The 20,556-nt window shown below is 35.2% G+C and carries 18 protein-coding genes; 2 read left to right on the forward strand and 16 right to left on the reverse strand.

Annotated elements, in window-relative coordinates; all coding sequences use genetic code 11:
- Positions 1-2 precede the first annotated feature (2 nt).
- From MM213_RS07845 to MM213_RS07865, 5 genes are read right to left on the reverse strand one after another with little or no spacing between them, the layout of a single operon-like run.
- Positions 3-1,463 (reverse strand): UDP-N-acetylmuramoyl-L-alanyl-D-glutamate--2,6-diaminopimelate ligase, encoded by a 1,461-nt coding sequence (locus MM213_RS07845; RefSeq protein WP_241411118.1) that lies wholly within the window; start codon positions 1,461-1,463, stop codon positions 3-5.
- Positions 1,464-3,578, reverse strand: a complete 2,115-nt coding sequence (locus tag MM213_RS07850) for a PASTA domain-containing penicillin-binding protein (protein ID WP_241411120.1) — start codon at positions 3,576-3,578, stop codon at positions 1,464-1,466. It lies immediately after the preceding gene.
- The gene (locus MM213_RS07855) at positions 3,575-3,955 is read right to left on the reverse strand and encodes an FtsL-like putative cell division protein (protein WP_241411122.1); all 381 of its coding nucleotides are present in this window, start codon (positions 3,953-3,955) and stop codon (positions 3,575-3,577) included. Before MM213_RS07855 ends, MM213_RS07850 begins: the two co-directional genes overlap by 4 nt.
- 3 nt (positions 3,956-3,958) lie before the next feature.
- Positions 3,959-4,864, reverse strand: coding sequence for a 16S rRNA (cytosine(1402)-N(4))-methyltransferase RsmH (rsmH, locus tag MM213_RS07860; protein ID WP_241276362.1), 906 nt, complete (start codon positions 4,862-4,864; stop codon positions 3,959-3,961).
- A complete protein-coding gene (locus MM213_RS07865) occupies positions 4,861-5,307 on the reverse strand; it encodes a division/cell wall cluster transcriptional repressor MraZ (protein WP_241411124.1) in 447 nt (148 codons plus the stop codon). The genes rsmH and MM213_RS07865 overlap by 4 nt, the downstream gene beginning before the upstream one ends.
- 404 nt (positions 5,308-5,711) lie before the next feature.
- Between MM213_RS07865 and MM213_RS07870 the strand changes: the two genes are divergently transcribed.
- Complete coding sequence (locus MM213_RS07870; RefSeq protein WP_241411126.1) at positions 5,712-6,941, forward strand: peroxiredoxin family protein; 1,230 nt, start codon at positions 5,712-5,714, stop codon at positions 6,939-6,941.
- 477 nt (positions 6,942-7,418) lie between these two features.
- Here MM213_RS07870 and MM213_RS07875 read toward each other — a convergent pair whose 3' ends face one another.
- The 9 genes from MM213_RS07875 to MM213_RS07915 form a co-directional block, all read right to left on the reverse strand.
- Positions 7,419-7,964, reverse strand: coding sequence for an REP-associated tyrosine transposase (locus MM213_RS07875; protein ID WP_241411128.1), 546 nt, complete (start codon positions 7,962-7,964; stop codon positions 7,419-7,421).
- Between the two features lie 406 nt (positions 7,965-8,370).
- The gene (locus MM213_RS07880) at positions 8,371-9,486 is read right to left on the reverse strand and encodes a hypothetical protein (RefSeq protein WP_241411130.1); all 1,116 of its coding nucleotides are present in this window, start codon (positions 9,484-9,486) and stop codon (positions 8,371-8,373) included.
- An 819-nt stretch (positions 9,487-10,305) separates the two neighbouring features.
- Entirely contained in the window at positions 10,306-11,466 is a 1,161-nt protein-coding gene (locus tag MM213_RS07885; RefSeq protein ID WP_241411132.1) for a DUF4934 domain-containing protein, read from the reverse strand.
- Between the two features lie 134 nt (positions 11,467-11,600).
- Positions 11,601-12,791, reverse strand: coding sequence for a DUF4934 domain-containing protein (locus MM213_RS07890; protein WP_241411134.1), 1,191 nt, complete (start codon positions 12,789-12,791; stop codon positions 11,601-11,603).
- Position 12,792: 1 nt separating this feature from the next.
- Positions 12,793-13,074, reverse strand: a complete 282-nt coding sequence (locus tag MM213_RS07895) for a hypothetical protein (protein ID WP_241411136.1) — start codon at positions 13,072-13,074, stop codon at positions 12,793-12,795.
- Between the two features lie 611 nt (positions 13,075-13,685).
- The gene (locus tag MM213_RS07900) at positions 13,686-14,756 is read right to left on the reverse strand and encodes a BF3164 family lipoprotein (RefSeq protein ID WP_241411138.1); all 1,071 of its coding nucleotides are present in this window, start codon (positions 14,754-14,756) and stop codon (positions 13,686-13,688) included.
- A 51-nt stretch (positions 14,757-14,807) separates the two neighbouring features.
- On the reverse strand, positions 14,808-15,005 hold the full coding sequence (locus MM213_RS07905; RefSeq protein ID WP_241411140.1) for a hypothetical protein: 198 nt from the start codon (positions 15,003-15,005) through the stop codon (positions 14,808-14,810).
- A gap of 282 nt (positions 15,006-15,287) precedes the next feature.
- A complete protein-coding gene (locus tag MM213_RS07910; protein ID WP_241411142.1) occupies positions 15,288-15,998 on the reverse strand; it encodes a YccS family putative transporter in 711 nt (236 codons plus the stop codon).
- Between the two features lie 113 nt (positions 15,999-16,111).
- On the reverse strand, positions 16,112-16,336 hold the full coding sequence (locus MM213_RS07915; protein ID WP_241411144.1) for a hypothetical protein: 225 nt from the start codon (positions 16,334-16,336) through the stop codon (positions 16,112-16,114).
- Between the two features lie 210 nt (positions 16,337-16,546).
- On the opposite strand from MM213_RS07915, the gene MM213_RS07920 reads away from it, so the two are divergent.
- Positions 16,547-17,899 carry an RHS repeat domain-containing protein gene (locus tag MM213_RS07920; RefSeq protein WP_241411146.1) on the forward strand — a complete coding sequence of 451 codons (1,353 nt, stop codon included), beginning with the start codon at positions 16,547-16,549 and terminating at the stop codon, positions 17,897-17,899.
- A 241-nt stretch (positions 17,900-18,140) separates the two neighbouring features.
- Here MM213_RS07920 and MM213_RS07925 read toward each other — a convergent pair whose 3' ends face one another.
- The gene (locus MM213_RS07925; protein ID WP_241411148.1) at positions 18,141-18,692 is read right to left on the reverse strand and encodes a hypothetical protein; all 552 of its coding nucleotides are present in this window, start codon (positions 18,690-18,692) and stop codon (positions 18,141-18,143) included.
- Between the two features lie 94 nt (positions 18,693-18,786).
- The gene (locus MM213_RS07930; protein ID WP_241411150.1) at positions 18,787-19,980 is read right to left on the reverse strand and encodes a hypothetical protein; all 1,194 of its coding nucleotides are present in this window, start codon (positions 19,978-19,980) and stop codon (positions 18,787-18,789) included.
- Positions 19,981-20,556: the final 576 nt, after the last annotated feature.

Below are 20,556 nucleotides of genomic sequence, written 5' to 3' on the forward strand. Positions count from 1 at the left end.
TTTTACTTATTCAATAGGGTTATCAATTCCTTTACTATTTCACGATCATCAAAGGGATATTTTACTCCTTTGATTTCTTGGTAAGTTTCGTGTCCTTTGCCTGCTATCAAAATAATATCACCTTTATTGGCCATGATACCGGCAGTTTTGATTGCCTCTCTTCTATCTTCGATGATCATGGTCTTTTTGAAATCAACAGGATTTACTCCTGCTTCCATTTCTCTTAAGATTGCCATCGGTTCTTCATTTCTCGGATTGTCAGAAGTCAAAATGACCTTGTCACTCAGTTGTGTCGCGATCTTTGCCATGATAGGGCGTTTGGTTTTATCCCTATTACCTCCACAACCCACAACTGTAATGACTTGCTCTCCTCCAGATCTCACACCTTGAATCGTCTTCAGCACATTTTCTAATGCATCAGGTGTATGAGCATAATCCACTATAGCTGTAATTCCTGCGATTGAAATTTTATCAAACCTCCCTTGTGCCCCCTGAACTTTGGATAACTGCATCAATACTTCATCCTCATCTTCTCCCAAAAGCACCGCTGTAGCCATCACACCAAGTATATTATAAGCATTGAATTCACCGATCATCCTGAACCATACTTGCTTCCCGTTGATATCAAGCTCCAATCCTTCCAAAGCATTAGTAAGGATTTTTGCTTTAAAATCAGCTGGATATTTCAATCCAAAAGATTGACGGGTAGCTTTGGTATTCTGAAGCATCACCATCCCCCTTTTGTCATCTGCATTTATCAATGCAAATGAATCTTTTGGCAATTCATCAAAAAGCTTTTTCTTGGCTTTGATATACTCATCAAATGTCCCATGATAATCTAAGTGATCATGAGAAATATTGGTGAAAATTGCACCTGTCAACCTTACTCCTGAAGTTCTTTCTTGGACTATTGCATGAGAACTTGCCTCCATAAAACAGTGGGTACATCCTGCATCCACCATTTTTCTTAGCAAAGCTTGGATACTTAATGCGTCCGGCGTAGTATGCGTAGCAGGAATAATTTCATCGTTGATCTTATTCTCTACTGTTGACAAAAGCCCGACTACATAGCCCATTTCTACAAAAAGCTGATAAAGCAATGTAGCAGTGGTAGTTTTACCATTGGTTCCAGTAACTGCCACAATCTTCAATTTGCTAGAAGGATTTTCATAGTAATTAGCTGCCATGATTCCCAAGGCACTTGCAGAACTAATCACTTGAACATAAGTAATGTTAGCATCGACTTTTTCAGGCAACACTTCACAGACGATGACACTTGCACCTTTTTCCAAAGCGGTCTCAATGAAATCATGTCCATCGACGATTGTACCCGATATGGCAACAAAGACACTGTCCTTGACTACTTTCCGACTATCAAACACAATCTCACTGATCTCCCTATCCATATTCCCAATGGTGGAGTTCAGTGAAACTTTGTACAGTATGTCTTTTAAAATCCTCATTTAACCTAATACTAATTTTATCACAGCATTTTGCTGAAGTGAGCTGCCCGGAGTGACAGATTGATTTTTTACTCTTCCTTTCCCTTCGTACACCACTCTAAGTCCTTTGTTTTCCAAAACATACAATGCATCTCTTAAAGACAATCCACTTACATCAGGTACGGTTGGAGCTTCTACTTTATTCGATTTCCACTGAATAGACTTGTTGCTGACTGTGGACTTCACCCAATTCTCACCACCTTCATTGTTATAGTGATTGGAGATACCAAACTTGTTGCAAAGCATCTGTAGCTCTTCGAATTTTCCAGCTTGTATAAATGGAAACTCATCGTTTTTAAAATCAGCAAATTGGAATTTCGGTTGATTTTTCACATTGATCTGCAAGTCTTGGGCATAGATCTTATCTGCTATTTCTTTAAATACAGGTGCAGATACATCCCCACCATAAGCATTGAAGCCTTTTGGACTGTCAATAATTACTATTGCAGAATACTTGGGATTGTCTGCCGGAAAATATCCCGCAAATGATGTGTAATACCGTTGGGTATATCTTCCATCAATTAATTTTTGAGCGGTCCCTGTTTTTCCTGCAATTTTATAGTCATTGTTGTGAATGTTCTTCGCTGTACCATTATCCACCACTCCCTGAAGCAAGCCCTGAAGCTGTTTGATGGTTTTTTCCGAAGCGATACTTTTTCTCACCACCTCAGTCTCGAAGTTCTTCTCAATTTGATTTCCCCTTGCAATTGCCTGAACAATCATTGGTTTCACCATTTTCCCATCATTCGCTATCGCATTGTAAAGCATCAGTGTATGCATAGGAGTAAGCTTGGATTCATACCCAATGGACATCCAAGGAAGGGTAGTTCCGTACCAATATTTATCTCCCGGAGTTTTGAAATAAGGAGCGCCTTCACCTTTGAGTTGGAAACCAATTGGCTTATCCAAACCTGCTTTTTCTATATAGCTGACAAATTTCTTTGGTTGATGTCCAAAATTCTGTTCTACCAACTTTGAAATAGCCACATTGGAAGACTTTTCAAAAGCTTCTCTTATTGAAATGACACCATAGCCACCATTCTTGGCATCGCGCATGATTCGGTCATAGAATCTGAAAGTACCATTTCCTGTATCTATCGCTTCATCAAGATTTATCTTCCCCTCTTCCAAAAGTGCCAACATGGACAAAAGCTTGAAAGTAGATCCAGGCTCTGTCAAACCTTGATCTCCAATAGCAAAATTGTAATTCTCTCCATACCCTCTTCCACTACTGTTTTTCTGAAGATTTGAAATTGCTTTGATTTTACCTGTGGCAACTTCCATCACTATCACCGAACCAAACTGAGCGTCCTTACTGATCAATTGTCTCAGCAAAGCAGATTCTGCGACATCTTGAATGTTCACGTCCAAAGTGGTCCAAATATCAAAACCATCATCTGGTTTGATATCTTCGGCATCAAATACTGGCTTCCAACTTCCTCCAGCTATTCTTTGAAATAAGGCTTTTCCATTTTTCCCTTCCAAAAACTCATTGAAGCTATATTCTATCCCAGCACCGTACTTATCTTCATTGATATATCCTACAGTCCTATTTGCCAAATCATTGAAAGGTCGGTACCTTTTCTCTACTTTTTCGAAAATAACCCCACCTCTGTTCCTTCCATTTCTGAAAATCGGCCATTTGCTCATGGCCTGCATATCTTGATAGCCAATCTGCTTTCTATTGAGAATCAAATATCTTTTCCCATTGGCCCTAGCATCCTTGATGGCTCTTTTGTAAGAATCAGAAGATCTGTCTTTGTAATATGATGAAAGCAAATATGACAACGAGTCTATCCCTTGAGAAAACACATCCTCTTTGGCTACAGCAGGATCCATTACTACCCTGTAAAATGGCAAGCTAGTGGACAGCAAGCTTCCATCTGCGGCATAGATATTTCCTCGAGTGGCACTTACTTGCCTAAATTGAAAGTTAAGACTCTCGGATTTTGCCTGCCATTTCTCACCCTCCACAAACTGCAAATGGGCGATCCTGTAAAAGATCAGCCCAGCAAATAAGAACACCAAAATGAAGGCTATTCTTACTCTCAGTACTATGGAACGTTTTATATTCACTTTTTATATTTTATCTTAATAGGAGGTTCGTCAATTTCATATATGCCCAATGGCTGTATTTTTTTTGCAACTTCGGACTGTTTGCTGCTTAGCATATATTCAGCTTCCAGTGTTGTTACATCAGCACGAAGATCTTCTACTTCCTGCTGCATCCTTTCGATCTTTCGGATCATATTGTCTGCGCGGTGATTACTCCAGATATAGATCATAGCCAAAAATGCGGCAAAGAAAAATGGAGGGCCAAACTTCACAGGAATACCCTCTCCCAAAAATCCAGTCACGTTGAGCTTTTCTTCTATTAAAGTAAAAAGCGTTTTCTTTTTACCTCCCGGAGAAGCACTTTCCTTGATTTTCTTTTTGAAAGTATTCTGACTCATTTTTTATACTTTTTTTGCAATCCTTAACTTGGCACTTCTAGACCTATTGTTCAATTCCAATTCTTCTGCGGAAGCAGTCACTGCTTTTCTGGTAACTGGCTCAAGAGGCCTTATTAAATTGCCATAGAAATCTTTTTCTACTTCCCCTTGAAATTTTCCTTTTGCGATGAAATTCTTCACCAATCTATCTTCCAATGAATGGTAGCTCATCACAACTAACCTTCCTTCTGGCTTCAATACCTCTATGGTCTGTAGAAGCATTTCCTCCAAAGCACCCAGCTCGTCATTCACTTCAATTCGCAATGCCTGAAATACCTGTGCAAAATATTTGAATTCCCTGCCTCTTGGCGCAAACTTCTGAAGCAAAGCTTTGAAACCTTCGATGGTCACAAATGGCTCTGCCGCACGATGCGAGACAATTGCTTGAGCAAGTGTCTTTGCGTTTTTTATTTCTCCATAGATCCCAAATATCTTATGAAGCTTTCCTTCCTCGTAGGTATTGAGAACATCTTTGGCTGACATACTCATGGAAGAACTCATCCTCATGTCCAAATCACCTTCAAACCTTGTGGAGAAGCCTCTACTTGGCTCATCAATCTGATGCGAGGAAATCCCCAAATCAGCGATAATCCCATCTACTTGCGTCACTCCATAAAGACGGAGGTATTTTTTCAGATCCCTAAAATTTGCCGACACAAAAGTGAAATTTCCACTTTCAGGAATATTGGCTTCTGCATCTGAATCCTGATCAAAACCATACAGATGACCCTTATCTAATTTCTTCAAAATCTCCCGCGAATGTCCGCCACCACCAAAAGTCAGATCTACATAGACCCCATTTGGATTGATAGCCAAGCCTTCAATACATTCATGAAGCATTACAGGAATATGGTAGATTTGATTTGTCATAATTCTCCTAAAGTTGAATCCAACAAAGCCGACAACTCTTTTGGATCCATTTCAATCTCATTTTTGAAAGTATTCGGATTCCAAAGCTCAATGAATTTACCTATGGCTTGTATATAGACTTCTGAGTCAATTTTTGCATACTCTAAGAAGTTTTTCGGAATCAAAATCCTACCAGCACTATCCATTTCCAAAACGGCTAAGCTATTGAAAAATGCCCTTTTGATCTTTCGATGAAGTTCATTTCTGTCTGATAGCCCGTTGATTTGATTATATAGACTTTTGAACTCCTGATCTGTATAAAGAGCAAGGCAACCTTCATCGCCAAAACGCAGGTATAGCTCATTGCCGTTCGAGCTCGGAATTGCCGCCTTCAGTTTGGCAGGCAATGCGAGTCGACCCTTGGCATCGATCTTACATACATATTGACCATTGAACATCCCCATGAACTTATCTTGAGTTTACTTTAAATACAAAAGTAAGAAAAGCTTTTACACAATCCACCACTTCACCCCACTTTTCACCACTTTTTCTTAAAAGTATCTAAAAATTTCTACTATCACAATGATTTTACAAAAAATGAATCTTTTTTTAATTGAGGATCAAGGATTTGAGTATAAGGAAGACTGGGGCAAAAACGCTTTAATTATGTAAAATATGAGGGTTTTATTTAAAATCTTTTGTTTGAACATGTTTAGACGAGCAAATGTATAAAATGAGGGGGAGAATTGTGGGAGAAATTCCCACTACCCTGAAAAATTTGAGAAAAACCACCAAACTTTTCCCTAGTAAATAGATAGGCTTAATTCATTATTTAATCTATATTTGCACCTTAAATGCACATCTACCCATGAAAACAAGAGTTTTATTAGCTTCATTTTCCATTTTTTTACTGGCTGCCTGTAGTCAAAGCCAAAATTCAAAACATGAGCTTCAGGGAATGTGGCACGCCGAATTAGACATCAATCCCGACGTAATTCCCGTAGAATTGGAGCTTGAAAAAAGTGGGGAAAAGTGGGAGGCATATCTCATCAATGGAGAAGAAAAACTCAAACTTGATGATGTTTTGGTCAAAAATGATTCGATTTTTATTCCAATGGGTGTTTTCGATTCGGAAATAAAAGCATCAATAAAGAATGACAGCTTACTCCGAGGGGTATTTGTAAAAAACACATCTTCTGATTATGCTATTCCTTTTGAGGCGAAAAAAGGAGAATTTGAAAGATTTGAAGTTACCGAAAAGCCAAAGACTGATTTTTCGGGTAAATGGAAGACCATATTCCAAGATTCAAACGGAAAGACCTATGAAGCCATCGGGGAATTTGTGCAGAATGGAATTCAGATCCGAGGAACTTTTTTGACAGCTCTGGGAGATTATAGATTTCTTGCAGGCAATGTCAGTGGAGAGAAATTTTTTCTAAGTGCATTTGATGGAAGTCATGCGTTTTTTTTCACAGGAGATTTGTTGGAAGATGGCTCTATCCAGGGACGATTCAGAAGTGGGCCAAGATATCAGGAAACGTTTATCGCCGTGAGGGATGAGGATTTTGAATTGCCAGACGCCTATGAACTCACCTATCTGAAAGATGGGTACGAGGAATTGGATTTTAGCTTTCCTGACACAGAAGGGAACATCGTCAGTATCAAGGATGACAAATTCAAAAACAAGGTTGTCCTTGTCCAGTTATTTGGCACTTGGTGCCCCAACTGCATGGACGAGACGAAGTTTCTTGCTCCATGGTATGAGAAGAACAAAGATCGAGGGATAGAAATCATAGGCTTGGCCTTTGAGAGCAAGCCTGATTTTGACTATGCAAGTCAGCGTGTGAAGAAGTCCGCTGAAAAGCTAGGAGCAGGATATACATTCCTGATCGCAGGTGTAAGCAACAAAGAGAAAGCTGCCGAAGCATTACCAGCCTTGAGTAGTGTTGTGGCTTTTCCCACTTTGATCTATATAGGCAAAAATGGTAAAGTACGCCACATCCACACCGGCTTCAACGGCCCTGGGACAGGCGGACTTTACGACAGATGGATTGAAGAGCATGAAGAATTGGTGAGTGGGCTTTTGAGGGAAGAGTGATAAAACACACAACAAACCAACTAGGTGTAGTTTGCAACTACACTCTAAATATCTTGACTTCGTGGGTTCTTTTATTTGAAAGTGGAATTGCAAATTCTAGGGATATGAAAGTGTAGATACAATCTACACTTAGAGGCACACTCTTATTTTTTGAGATATCCTTAAAAGCAATGACTTACCGACTAGGTGTAGTTTGCAACTACACTCTAAATATCTTGACTTCGTGGGTTCTTTTATTTGAAAGTGGAATTGCAAATTCCATGGATAGATAAGCGTAGATGCAATCTACGCTTAGGGGACACTCCTGTTTTTTGAGAAACACTTAAAAATCAACTACCTACCGACTATGTGTAGTTTGATACTACACCCTAAATATTTTGACTGCTTGGGTTCTTATATTTGAAAGTGGAATTGCAAATTCCAGGGATAGATAAGCGTAGATGCAATCTACGCTTAGGGGTACAGGTTTATTCAAAATCACCAATAATCTAAATCAATCAATCCCTTTAACCCAGAATAATCCCTTGCGCTGGAGTATAAAAAGTCCTCGGGTTTTTCAACTATGGCAGCTCTAACAGGGTTTTCATGAATGTACTTCATTCTACTTTCTATCATGGCAACATTATACATTTCAACAGCATGGTTTTCGTGAGTCCAGAACTGAATATCATTATTCCTCTTATTAAACTTCCCGTGATATTCAAAAATCATTTGAAGCCACTCCTTTCTCCTTTCATCAGGGTTCTCTGAAATCATTTTTATCAATTTCTTACTTGTGAACTTTTTGAAATCCCTAACCCAATCTGACAACCTACCATCTTTTTGTTGAACCAACAAATGAATATGATTGCTCATAATTACATAACCAAATAGATACAACCCTTTAGATTTTCTACAATACGCTAAATTTTCTAAGATAAAATCCCTATACCTCTTTCTGGTAAAAACATCTGCCCATCCTACAACTTGGAATGTCAAAAAATAAGGCATTTCCTGATCTCTAATTTGAAAAGCACCACTCATAATTAAATATAATTCTCTTGGATTGGAATTGCAAATTCCAGGGATATGAAAGTGTAGATGCAATCTACACTTAGGGGCACACTCCTATTTTTTGAGAAATTCTTAAAAAGCAACGACTAACCCACTAGGTGTAGTTTGAAACTACACCTTAAATATTTTGGCTTCGTGGGTTATTCTATTTGAAAGGGGAATTACAAATTCCATGGATATGAAAGCGTAGATACAATTTACACTTAGAGGCACACCTTTTTTTGAGAAATCCTTAAAAAGCAACGACTAACCGACTAGGTGTAGTTTGAAACTACACCTCTAATATCTTAGCTAATGGGTTCTTTAATTTGAAAGTGGAATTGCAAATCACTTAGTTTTCAAAGCGGTATTCCCTCAATATTTGGGCTGTCATTTGTTAAATATCATCAAAAGAAAATGCGCCAAACACAAGTTCATCTTCATTCTGCTCATAAGCCTTCAAATCTACCAGATGATATTTATCTTCAAATATGAAGGATTGGTAACAAGTATAATGATCATCAAAAAAATCCCGTGAAGAAACGAAGTTGAATTCTAAATCAAACTTATAAACAGAGAACCTTGGCAAGGGAGCTTCTGAAATTGGCTGCAATACTTCAAGCAAAAATCCATCTTTCATCTCGAGGATCTTCCATACTTTTTGTTGAGCTTGGCTGTATCCTCTAAGTTCATAGATAGCGTCTTGGCTTACCCCTTCCAAATCTTCATATTTCAAATCTGTAGGTATTGGCCTTTGCCAATTTGGCAATTCAAGCTCTACTTTCTTTGTAATTTCCCCTTTCATATTCGATACTCTCAAAATATTTGAGTTTGCAAAGCCCGTGAGAAATCCATCATAATGATTAGAATAAATCCCAAATGGACAAACGATCATATGCCCTTCTCCCCAGAATTTCTCTACATTCTCTCTAGGTAATGGACCAAAAAAATGCGGGCTATAATCATCCATCTGATAATTTAACACACTATAATATTCCTTTTTTTGATCTCTACTCGGAAACATCGCAGGAAAGACATTCAAGTAAATTTTTTCTCCACTATCGTAAAAAAGCATATTACCATCTGAGTAATAAAAATTATCATAATCATCACCTCCACTAGGAAGATCAATAGTATGTAAAATCTCCCCATTTCTATCAAGCATGAAAACCAAATCCCCTTGATCAGACACAATAAAAAGCCTTTGGTCACCAACATACATATTTACCATGATGTAATCAGAAATAGAATTTGGCCCTTCATTAGGAATATTTTTCATAAACAAGTCCTTGCCAGACATGATGTCTATAAGTTTTACATCACCATTAATTGAATTAAAAGTAGCCAAAACAGGTCGTTCATCTAATTCGCCAATACTAAACTTCAAAGACAATAATCTTTCTTTTTCAGAAAGAGTAATCGTAATTGCACCCTCCTTTTCAAAGCGGGATTTTTCAACCTGAGATGAACAACTAAAGAAGAAAACAAAAAGTATTAGATAATAATATTTCATAGATAAAGATTTTAAAAGTTGGCTTTTCATCATACTGGAAAAAAGCCAACTTTTATGATAAATAAATTACAATGGTTGAATGGTTCCATTACACCTCGGATCCATTGTACCTAAGCCTCCTGAAACACAATGATCACCACCAAACATTTTAACGCAAACTCCAATATTGTCAGCATGACTAGAACTAACTGTACATTTCATTGAGCCACCCAGCTCGGGCATGGGATTGACCGAATCCCATGCAACAGACAAACCTGAAACAGCTAAAGTAAACCAAAATCCCAAACATAATCTTTAAACATTTCTCATAACACTTTTTGTTTTGGTTAAAATAAGATTTTAATCACTTTAAAAATGCGTCCACTAATAAAGTTGTTTACAAAAAAGAAAGAAAGAAAGAAAGAAGCAAATTTTTAGTTTGAAAAATAAGATAAAATTTTATTGCTGAATTTTAACCAAAGACTATTTATATAGACATATCATACTTAAAAAGTATATTTTGTATTTTCATACGCATTATTTACAGTTTCAACAAAGTTAAATTAGTTTCCAAAGCTTTGAAGCTTTTCTCGCATTTTTGGGGTTTTATTTAAATAATATCCCACATCCCGATGGGACTTTTGCGGTTGTGGGAGCGATTTTTGTCGGTAGGTTGAAACCTACCCTTAAGATGTCGGTCGTCCCGAGGGGACTATTTTTAGATTTGGATAGACAACATATTTCTCTGCGTCACTTCGCGTTCCTCTGCGGTTAATAAAGACGCAAAGAATAGAACAACATACTGAGGGGGAATTAAAAACAAGAAACCAAATTGATTTTTCAAAACTTGATGTTAATATCAGACTTTAATTTATAAACAAGCAGGATGATATCTTCTGCATCGGCTTCATATATTTTGGCCAATTCATTTTTGTATTGATCATTAGGGAAATTCTCTAAATCAATAATGGAATTCAGAAAATGATAATTAATGGGGTACACAAAATATCCTGGTGAATCAAAAATAGAAAAAGGTGCCTCTTTGAAGATCCCATCCATATCGTTTTCAAGTGTTTGAACCAAAATAGTTTTCTTAGTTTCCTTTTCAGCAATTACCATTTGAGTTTTATCACCTCCATGTAAGTCCATCAAAAGATACCCCCCTAAATCAACCAAACCATCACCTAAAATATAAGCATCCTGCTTTATCAATTCATCATAAATCTCTTGAAATGAATACGACCTTTTTCCATCTAAAACTAAAGATTTTCTTCCAAGATCTATATTAATCCTCTCAATTGATAGATCTTTATGAAAATGAAGAACGCTGTTCTCGAATAAATCTTTATAATAAAAACCCTCTCTTCCTTGGAAAAAATAATCTGACTTTCCGCCCTCAAATTCAAATTCACGAGCACCTTCTTTTGGGTATTTTAGGTAATGATAATTGATAAAATCATCTTCCAGAAAAATGAGTTTCTTGTCTTTATCATCTTGGACAAAATCATCAAGCACAATCCCATCATCTACCACAAACATATCCCCAACTGAAAAAAAGTCTTTTTGATAAAACTCTTTTTTGAATACACCATCTAATCCATAAATGAGGATTTTCTTGTTGATAGGGCAATAAAAGTACAAGTCCTCTTTGTTTTTAGACAACCTGACTCCTCTTTGATTTATGAATTCACTTGGACCATTTCCTTTGTTATTGATTTCGGTCAAAAAGTCCCCCGATTTGGAAAATATATGAATCATCTTGTTGACCGTCTGATCTAGTGCAATAATTTGATCTTCACTATAAATCAATTGATCTAGACGCCCAATTGGTGTAAGTGGTTTTAGTTGGACAATTTCAAATGAATCAAACAATTCGGAATACTTGATAGTAATCTCTTTATCGAAATCTACTTTAAAAACATTGGGATCATTGTTAGCAGTTTCTGTTTTACAGGAAACAAAAACTGCTAATAGGGAAAAATAAAAAATGGTTTTAGGCATTATTTTGATTTTCTAAATTGGAGAGGTTTTATTAAGAGGTAATTCCATTTTAATGTAGGAATTTTATTTAGCAAAACAGACCTGTTATTAAACTATATTACAAAGAAGTATGGTTTCCACACCTCCACCCAATGCTACCAACTTATTGCAATATCTTCTTTAAGCTTATAAATGAAAAGGACAGGGTTAGAATCGCTTTTTAAGTTTAAGGAACGAATATCTTCTAAATAAGGATTATTATCTTCTCTATCATATTCATAAAGAGCTTGCTGTACATCATAAGGTTGATACGCATAAGTCATGTATTCGTTGACAACAGGATATTTATATAAACTTCTCCTGTTTTTCATAACCATATCCATATCGTTTATAATTGCTTCAAGCACTATATTTTTTTTTGAACTTTTATTAAAATAAAATGTCCGGATATAAGGATCTCCACTATAAATAAAATCAACAAATAGATGATCACCAATTGCAACGAGATTTCCATTTAGAGCATTTAGGCTTCTCCCTTTTATCTCACGATAAAGATCGACCATTCGATAAGAATTCCCTTTTAAATAATCGAAATTTGAAGAATTAAACTGAAATAAATAAGTTGACTGGATTTTCGAATTGGAAATTTGAATTATTTTAGGATGAAACTTTTGTGTAAAACAAAGATTATCATATTTGCTGTTTTTGAAAATTGATGCTGCTCTACCATCTAAGACCTTAAATTCTAATTCTTTTTCCAAATCTATATAACCATTTACACTAAAATTTATCAAATCTCTCAATTCTAATTTCTTACTCCAATCTACCTGATTTCTCGACCACACATAAAAGTTATCGCCAGAAAAATCGATCGCATCAACTGAAAGATCCCTGTTGTCTAATTTTTTCAAGAATTTTCCATCAAGGTCATAAAAATAAATACTATAACTCATGCCATCTGTTACCAAGATCTCATCTCCATTTTGTGATAAAGATATGGTGCTAGGCGATGTAAATACCTGAGGACCATCATCAGCTATTATAGACTTTATACATCTCCCGTTCCTGTCAAAAAAATGAACTGCATTTGAAATCCTTCTATCTAATATCACAACTCTATTATGTAAGACAATAAGATCATCAATGTCACCTACTAGTACCCCATCATCCAATTGAACTATTTGTAAATCATAAAATATGTCAGAATATTTGATGGAATACGTTTCATTTAAATCAACCAGAATAAATTCATGCTCTTTTTTGTTATTGCAAGAGATTATCATAAATAACCAAAAAAAAACCAAAAAGCTATTTATAACTTTTTGGGGGGTTATACATAATACCATATTAGTAAGTACATTTTGGTTCTGGTTCAAAATCCATCATAGGGCAACAGCTTTGCAATATAGGTTCACAATCTTCCCAAGAAACTTCTCCTTGACCCCACTGCCCTGATCCACAAAATTTTGTCAAGACTACATAAGTATGATGCCCAACTTCATTTTGATTGCCATAACAAGATTCATAAATCGGTTCAACAGAATCCTGTCCGACTACATAATCTATGTTACCAAATATGAAATAACTGGATAAAAATAACCCAAATAAGAATAAACTTTTGTTTCTCATAACAATTTTTGTTTTGGTTAAAATAAGATTTTAATCACTTTAAAAATGAGTCCACTAATAAAGCTGTTTACAAGAAAGAAAGAAAGAAAGAAGCAAATTTTTAGTTTGAAAAATTTAAAAAATTTTAAGTTTATAAAAATAACAAAATGACAGTTATCTACATATTTAAACTATTTAAAGTGATATTTAATTTGTTTGTACTAGATGTGTTTAGTTTGAGAAAAATTGAAAGCCTTTGAGATTTTTCAATTTGATTGAGGGTTAGGCTTAAAGGCAGTGGGTGCTCTACGGTATTTATATCGATCGTCCCGATGGGACTTCGTGGTCGTCGTATTCGTCTAGGACGGTAGGTTGAAACCTACCGTTAATATGTTGACCGTCCCGATGGGACTAATAGAGGTTTGAACAGGTGATGTTTTCTTTGCTGTACTTTGTGCTCATCTGCGTAAAAAGAAAACCGCAGAGTAAGCAAAGCGGCGCAGAGATATACAAATCATTATGCCCAATATTCCCAACTAATTCTATCAAAAATTGAAGTGGAAATAAACGCTTAAACATTCCACTTAAACAAATACCACATTAAGATAAAAATATTAGCCTTGAATTTTGTCTTAGGGATTATTCAATAAATGCTTTGGGAAGTCAAATACTGCAATACCTGGGTTTTCGTCTCTGGTCACGCCATATATTTTCCCTAATTTTTCGTCAACAGCCAAACTTCTGATTCCTATATCTAGTGAAAATTTTGCGACTAATTTACCTGATGTAGTCATCATGTAAACGGTAAGTGCTTCTATTCCTGTTTGACTGATCTCAAGTTGACTGTAACCACTGTACAGCAAGAATAAAAAATTCTCCGTGATAGAAACGTCCCGATAACCGTAAATTTGATCAAACCTAAAACCCATTGAGGCATTTGATCCAGTTCCAGAAATATTTACCTCAGGCAATTCCATTCTAGGACCGTCAATAATATTGAAAGACTTTGAGTTATAATCAAAAATTTCAATTCTATCCCTGTATAAGCTAACTTTAACAAAGTAATCTTTTTTTGAATTAGTCTTTAATTCTCCCTTATTATAAGTTCCCAATAAATAATCGTCAAGTTCTTTATATTTAGCTATAGGCTCCCACTTTCCATGACCTTTCAAGAAATTTCCATGACTATCAAATTCAACTAATTTGTAGGGACTATCTGCCATCAAGCATAGAAAAGTGTTATTTCTAGTCAGGTAAACTTTGTAAGCCAAAATCATCGGCTCTGTTTGCCTGAATTCATTGATAGCCAATCTAGAGGTGTCTAAGAGTGAAAATTCAGATAGTTTCTTAGCTGTCACCGAATTGACCCAAAAAGTGTCTTCGGAATTCCCTGGATCAAATATGTGGGCATCTGTAATCTCTAGAGGGCCAAATCCTATGACTCCTTTCGAATTAACAATTTCATTTGTTTTCTTATCTATAATATATATCAGTGGTTGATCCTCTGGAATGATATCCTTTTCTTGTATAATTAGGTAAGAGTTCTTTTGGTCTATCTTCCATGGGTCTATAATCTCTTTATATTCAAGCTTAACACCTTTCAATTCAAATTCTGGATGTTTTTGATCAAAAATGGATTTTTGGTCTTTTTCAACACAACTGAGAAGACAAAACAATAAAATAATCAAAGAAATATTTTTCATAGTAAGTTAAATATAATAAAGGAGACAAGATTTGTCTCCATTTATTGGTTCTTAATGAATTTCAGGCTCAGCTACAGTACAAGTAGAAGCTACTCTGCTTTCATCATACTTAAACTCATATCCTTGCCTATCAACACATCCATTACCCGTTGGACAACAATTATGGTTACCAGGAAGAGGATCAACAGATTGAGCTGTCAAAAATGGATTGCTAAACATAAATGCTGATCCTACAAGAAATGCGAACATTAATGAGCTTTTTAATTTTTTCATCATAACAATTTTTGTTTTGGTTAAAATAAGATTTTAATCACTTTAAAAATGCGTCCACTAATAAAGCTGTTTACAAGAAAGAAAGAAGCAAATTTTTAGTTTGAATTTTCTGCAAAAAAGATTCAATACCAATAGCATTAACAATCAAAATCTTATGTTTAAAATCCAATTAAAGAAAGAACTTGCTTTGAGACCCCTTTTCATCGCCTAAATCATATGATTTAAATTGAGAACTTTCAAATTACTTAGATATAAAAGCTATTTGACAGCTACTTCAAACGCATCAAGACAGGAATTCAAAGGATCACCTTTGGAATGAACACATTCACAAAACTCAAAGCCTTCATCTTCAAATGCTGTGTTTTCAAATTGCATTTTGCATTGCTCAATGGTATTTCTTGGTCTTATTTCAAAAACATTGATTGTAATGACAAAGACCAAAACTATAGCAAGAAGGACCGCGCTAAAGAACTTTAAAGGAAACTTATTTTTATTTTGCTTTTTTGTCAAATCTAAAACAGTGATCTTAGGTGGTAAGAACAAATATTTCAATCGATCATAATTCCAACAAATCAAATACAGGTTTGCCAAAACCATCAAAGTTGAGGACATCAAAGACCCATCAAACCTAACAGCCCAAGATAGGATCCAAATATTCACAATAATTGAAAAGTACAAAAGTGCTCCTATTAACACTGTCCGATGATACAAGATTAACAGGGCTGCCAACACTTGAGCAACTCCAATAAATGTATAGTAATAACCTGTGTGATGAAGTGCTTCCAAATATGACCCCATGGGATGTACATCAGATAGTCCACTCGCAAATCGTTCACCCATAATTTTTACCATCCCGGCAATAAAAAAACCTATCGCCAAAGAGACCCTGCAAAAAACATAAAAATATTTGTGCCATCTATTTTCCTTTACAGTCAGATGCACATGATCAATTTTAGCCCAAAACTCCATATATTTTGATCAGATCCTCTATTCCTAATCCCAATGCCCGGTAATTGCAAAAGCCAGTACAGCACTCATCCATAGTAAAACGAAATATAATACTGTACTAAAGATAACTGCAATCAACTTCTTGGCACCCACTGAAAACCCATTTGGTAGAAAAACACGCCCCCGAAAGCTCCTCCTGCCGGGATAATGGTGAGTGGAAACAGCATCCATGTTTCAAACACATCTTCTTTGGTAAGAATGATTAATACCAAAACTGCGAATGGCAAGAAAGCTCCTAATAGTGCTGCCAGTAGGAGGTTTTTGGGTTTTATCCCTTTAGATAATTGGTGATTTTCCATGATTTATTCAAAGCGATTTGTTTTTCAAAGTAAATATTCAAATTTTTTTATTCTTTATTTTGGTTAATCAATTTTTCGATCAAAAAATGATATTTATTGAGATTATAAATTTTTGGAGTTCTAAACTTGAGTTTAATTATTCTCGTAAATTTGGATAAAAATTACAGAAAATTGTCAAAATTTTATACTTTAAAAATTAAATCTATAACAATGACTAAAAGGTTTTCGGTCTTTAAAATAATACTATTATTGATTTTTGGAATAATTTATTCAGACTGCTTTGCGACTCAAGAAAAAACTGACTGGGAAAAATTGAATTTAAATGGAAAAGTCAAAGCTATAAATGAAACCTCAACTGTCAAATATCCCAATGAAGAACCTAAAATTAGTACCTCAAAATATACTTTTAACATACAAGGAAGGCAGATGAGTTCTTGTTCTGATGGATACTCACATGAGAGCACTTATAATTCGGAAGGACAAATCAACGAGACTAAAGAGTATTTTCAAAATAGACTAGAAAAGAAAATCCTATATAGCTACTCCAGTGAGGGTAAAGAAATTGAAAAACGAACTTATACAAATCATTCATTTGCTACCATGGAAGAATGGGAAGAACATGAAGCCAAAAAATCAGCTCTTCCTCATGAAGGACTATATCTTCAAAACAAACTTGAAATCCATGAAGATGGAAATCAAATAATAACCGTGTACAAACAAAATGGTGAAATTGATTATGTGCAGAGTGAGACTTACCAAGAGTCAAAATTGGTTGAAGTCAAAGTGAAGTATCCTTTTTCAAACGCATTTGGTTATAAAAAAACATGGAAGCGTGACAAAAACAATAACCTTATCAAGTTTGAAAAATTCGTGGGCCCTGAAGAAAGATTGGAATTCATTTGGGAATATGATTATGATGAAAAAAATAGGATAATTAAAGAGACACACTTGCGGTACATGCCCAAAAGCTCTTCTTCAATTAATGAAAATGGACACCTAAATGAACTAATAAACGGATATTATTTGGCAATAGACCAATCCTTTATAAACACTTTTGAATATGACGCAAACGGAAGTCTTACTTCCAAAAAAGGTGAAAAATATAACGGTGAGTTATTACAAGAAATAACATATGAACTCACTTATGACGCTAACCAAAATCTGACCCAAGAAAACGTACATGATTCTAAAAAACCAAGCACTTTCAACTCCATAGAATATGACAAAAATGGAAATGAAATATTCTATAAGTCAGTCAATTCCAATGGAGACTTGATCTCAAAAGTCACAAGGAAATTTGATAGAAATTCAAATATGACAGAACGTGTCGTTTATGAATCCGATGGTAGCCGTAGCATAGACGAATCTTATGTTTTTGACACCAATGGGAATGTAAAAGAACATATTTTAAAAAAACCTCAAGAAAAAACAATTGAAATAAAGAGATATAATTATGATGATGTTGGCAATTGGATTAAAAATGAACTTAAATTCATTTCTTCAGAAAATGACGAGGTATTTCAACAAGTGATTAAAGAGCGTGAAATAACATTCTATGAGTGATTTTGAAAATCACAAGAATGTAGAACTTCAAATTCTCTGGATATGAAAGTGTAGATGCAATCTAAACTTAGGCCAACCCCTCCTTTTTTGAGAAAACCTAAAAAAAACGGCTATCCATCTAGGTGTGGTTTGTAACTACACCTTAAATATCTTGATTGCTTGGGTGTTATTATTTGAAAGTGGAATTGCAAATTTTAGGGATATGAAAACGTAGATGCAATCTACGTTTAGTAGGCATCAACTACATGATCTGAAAAAGTAAACTAAACACATTCCCTTGTACGAAATCCTTGTTGCTAAATGTGTAGGTGAGTGGAATCAATTTGACGCTGAATTTTTCTGAATGGATATAAGTCATGGAAGCACCAACCTCCAAACCGAATCTGTAAAAATTCACTGCTTGCGGAACCGGAGCCAATACGCCCGCATCAGTACCGGTAACCCAAACAAATGAAGGTCCTGCAAATGGGGTAAATCTAAATTTATTGAATGATAACAGGTCATAATTCAAATGCACCCCAACAGAAACTGAAGTATAAAACTCAGAAAAATTTTCATTGTATTGCTTATCGGTCAACCAACTCCCTTGCAGTGTCGGAGTCAATGACAATCTGCTGTCTTTCAAATATATCTGCCGCTGAACAATCGCTCCTATCCCTCTGTACTCTTCAAGTGCAGCTGAACTGAATTGGCTGATCACTCCGCCCCCACCTAGATAAACCTGAGCTTTGGATTCTTTTGAAATAACCGTAAATAAAATAAATAACATTACTATCTTAAAATACTTTCCCATTTCTTATCAACTAAATTATATCTGTTAAAGATATCTTGATAGATCAACTAATAAAAATAATTTTAAACTAATTTTTAGTTAAATTTTAAATAGATTAGTTTTTGAAAAAATCAAACACTGCCCAATCTTTCCTTAGTTTTGGCTCTGAATCTGTAAAGAATTCCATTCTCATTGCCAATTTTTCTAGTCTGATCGTGTGCAATCCAGGCTGAAGGTCTCCAATGTTGACATATGATTCATAAGCTTTTTGATTAGATCCTGCTTTGATGACATTTTTCCAAACAAGTTCACTATAAACCGAATCGTCAATACTGATTCTATAAAGATCTGTTGGTACCGAAAGACTATGCCATGAAAGGGTATCTAAAGTCATCTTAAAATCCCCATTCAGTTCTTTCAGGTAATTCAAATCTTCCCCATAATAGGCAATGTTCAATTTCAAGAAATCTCCTTCTATGGATTCAGAAGGAATCAAAATTCTTCCAAACCTTGAATCGGCATCCCTTTGATTCTCTATGTACCAAGATTTGTCGGGCCAGTCAACTTGCTCTTCGGTAAGGGAAACTTCATGAAAGAAAAGCGTAAAATCCCTAGTGTCATGGATTATAAAGGGAATTGTAACAAGAAAAATAAGCAACTGAACAAAATTAAACCTTAGGTTACCCAAATTACTCTGATAGACAGCTCCAAGTGTACTAAAGAGATTTTTGGCCTTGACATTTTTCTTAAGCTTACTTATGACTAGTCCATAAATTACAAAAAGTAAAATTGACACCATAAATAAGATATAAAACATGAAAAAACTTAGATCAAGGAGCTTATAAATTGTAATCAGAACGCCCAAATACAATGTGATTGGTATAAAAATAAATGCTAAATAGGTCGGTATACCAAAAAACAAACTGCAAATCCTTTCAAGCTTTAAAGTGTAATCTTTAAGATTTCCAAATTCAAAACCTTTGACATAAGAAGGCAGCCTTTCATTGATCACCCCTTCGGGAAATGCATAACTCACACCAAGCATTCCTGTCCAGACAAACCTAAGCGCCAGATGAGTTATCAAAAATATCTTGAATACATTAAGTAAAAAAGAAGAGTAAATCAACACCAAAAGTCCTCCGAGATAATTGACACCCCAATCTTGAATCATCTTTGCAGCAAATTCATATAGACTTTTTGGGAAAACAAGGATAAAAGCCAAGGCAAAGCCAGAAATAATGACTTCTGGGTTCCAGCTGTTTTTCTGCAACTTTCTAAACCAGCCTAATTCATTGGAATTTTCTTTCATGTGTTTATATTTTGTTTTTCAGAGGTCATCCCGATTGGTCGGGACAGGCTATGGAATCTCGCATGGTTGATAATCATCCCAGTGTGTGACGTTTTTCGTCATGCTTGATTTCATAAGATTAATTAGGGATAATGGATAGAAATTGATCAGAAAACACTCAGGCAAATTTCCCAACCAATTTAAAAAAAATATGATTATCCGCAATCATGCCACTAATCAATTAAACGATTGTTTTTTGGCAAACTGATACTAATAGATATTGGATATTTATTGATATTGGTTCGAAATCACAGGTTAATTCAATTATTTAGATTCTACTGGTATAAAAACGGATAATCATAAAAAAATATTTGTTTTGAGTAATTAAAAATATTGTAGGCTGAAATTTCACAGCATTTCACCAAAGCAATGTTCATAATTCCCTAATTCCAAAAATGAAAGGACTGGATTGAAATTATAACAAAAAAAGCTGAAGGCAGATATACTTACCTTCAGCTACTATTTATTCTTTCAATGCTTATGTGGGTATTTCTCTAATCTTACTTCTGAATTATAGAAGCACTGACGTAAAAGAAA

This window comes from Belliella alkalica, from assembly GCF_022549785.1.
GTDB lineage: Bacteria > Bacteroidota > Bacteroidia > Cytophagales > Cyclobacteriaceae > Belliella > Belliella alkalica.

Bases quoted from the DNA above. Each gene is read 5' to 3' on its own strand.
- MM213_RS07845 (WP_241411118.1), bottom strand. From the start codon at position 1,463: ATGAGGATTTTAAAAGACATACTGTACAAAGTTTCACTGAACTCCACC.
- MM213_RS07855 (WP_241411122.1), bottom strand. From the start codon at position 3,955: ATGAGTCAGAATACTTTCAAAAAGAAAATCAAGGAAAGTGCTTCTCCG.
- rsmH (WP_241276362.1), bottom strand. From the start codon at position 4,864: ATGACAAATCAAATCTACCATATTCCTGTAATGCTTCATGAATGTATT.
- MM213_RS07865 (WP_241411124.1), bottom strand. From the start codon at position 5,307: ATGGGGATGTTCAATGGTCAATATGTATGTAAGATCGATGCCAAGGGT.
- MM213_RS07870 (WP_241411126.1), top strand. From the start codon at position 5,712: ATGAAAACAAGAGTTTTATTAGCTTCATTTTCCATTTTTTTACTGGCT.
- MM213_RS07875 (WP_241411128.1), bottom strand. From the start codon at position 7,964: ATGAGTGGTGCTTTTCAAATTAGAGATCAGGAAATGCCTTATTTTTTG.
- MM213_RS07880 (WP_241411130.1), bottom strand. From the start codon at position 9,486: ATGAAATATTATTATCTAATACTTTTTGTTTTCTTCTTTAGTTGTTCA.
- MM213_RS07885 (WP_241411132.1), bottom strand. From the start codon at position 11,466: ATGCCTAAAACCATTTTTTATTTTTCCCTATTAGCAGTTTTTGTTTCC.
- MM213_RS07890 (WP_241411134.1), bottom strand. From the start codon at position 12,791: ATGGTATTATGTATAACCCCCCAAAAAGTTATAAATAGCTTTTTGGTT.
- MM213_RS07895 (WP_241411136.1), bottom strand. From the start codon at position 13,074: ATGAGAAACAAAAGTTTATTCTTATTTGGGTTATTTTTATCCAGTTAT.
- MM213_RS07900 (WP_241411138.1), bottom strand. From the start codon at position 14,756: ATGAAAAATATTTCTTTGATTATTTTATTGTTTTGTCTTCTCAGTTGT.
- MM213_RS07905 (WP_241411140.1), bottom strand. From the start codon at position 15,005: ATGTTCGCATTTCTTGTAGGATCAGCATTTATGTTTAGCAATCCATTT.
- MM213_RS07910 (WP_241411142.1), bottom strand. From the start codon at position 15,998: ATGGAGTTTTGGGCTAAAATTGATCATGTGCATCTGACTGTAAAGGAA.
- MM213_RS07915 (WP_241411144.1), bottom strand. From the start codon at position 16,336: ATGGAAAATCACCAATTATCTAAAGGGATAAAACCCAAAAACCTCCTA.
- MM213_RS07920 (WP_241411146.1), top strand. From the start codon at position 16,547: ATGACTAAAAGGTTTTCGGTCTTTAAAATAATACTATTATTGATTTTT.
- MM213_RS07925 (WP_241411148.1), bottom strand. From the start codon at position 18,692: ATGGGAAAGTATTTTAAGATAGTAATGTTATTTATTTTATTTACGGTT.
- MM213_RS07930 (WP_241411150.1), bottom strand. From the start codon at position 19,980: ATGAAAGAAAATTCCAATGAATTAGGCTGGTTTAGAAAGTTGCAGAAA.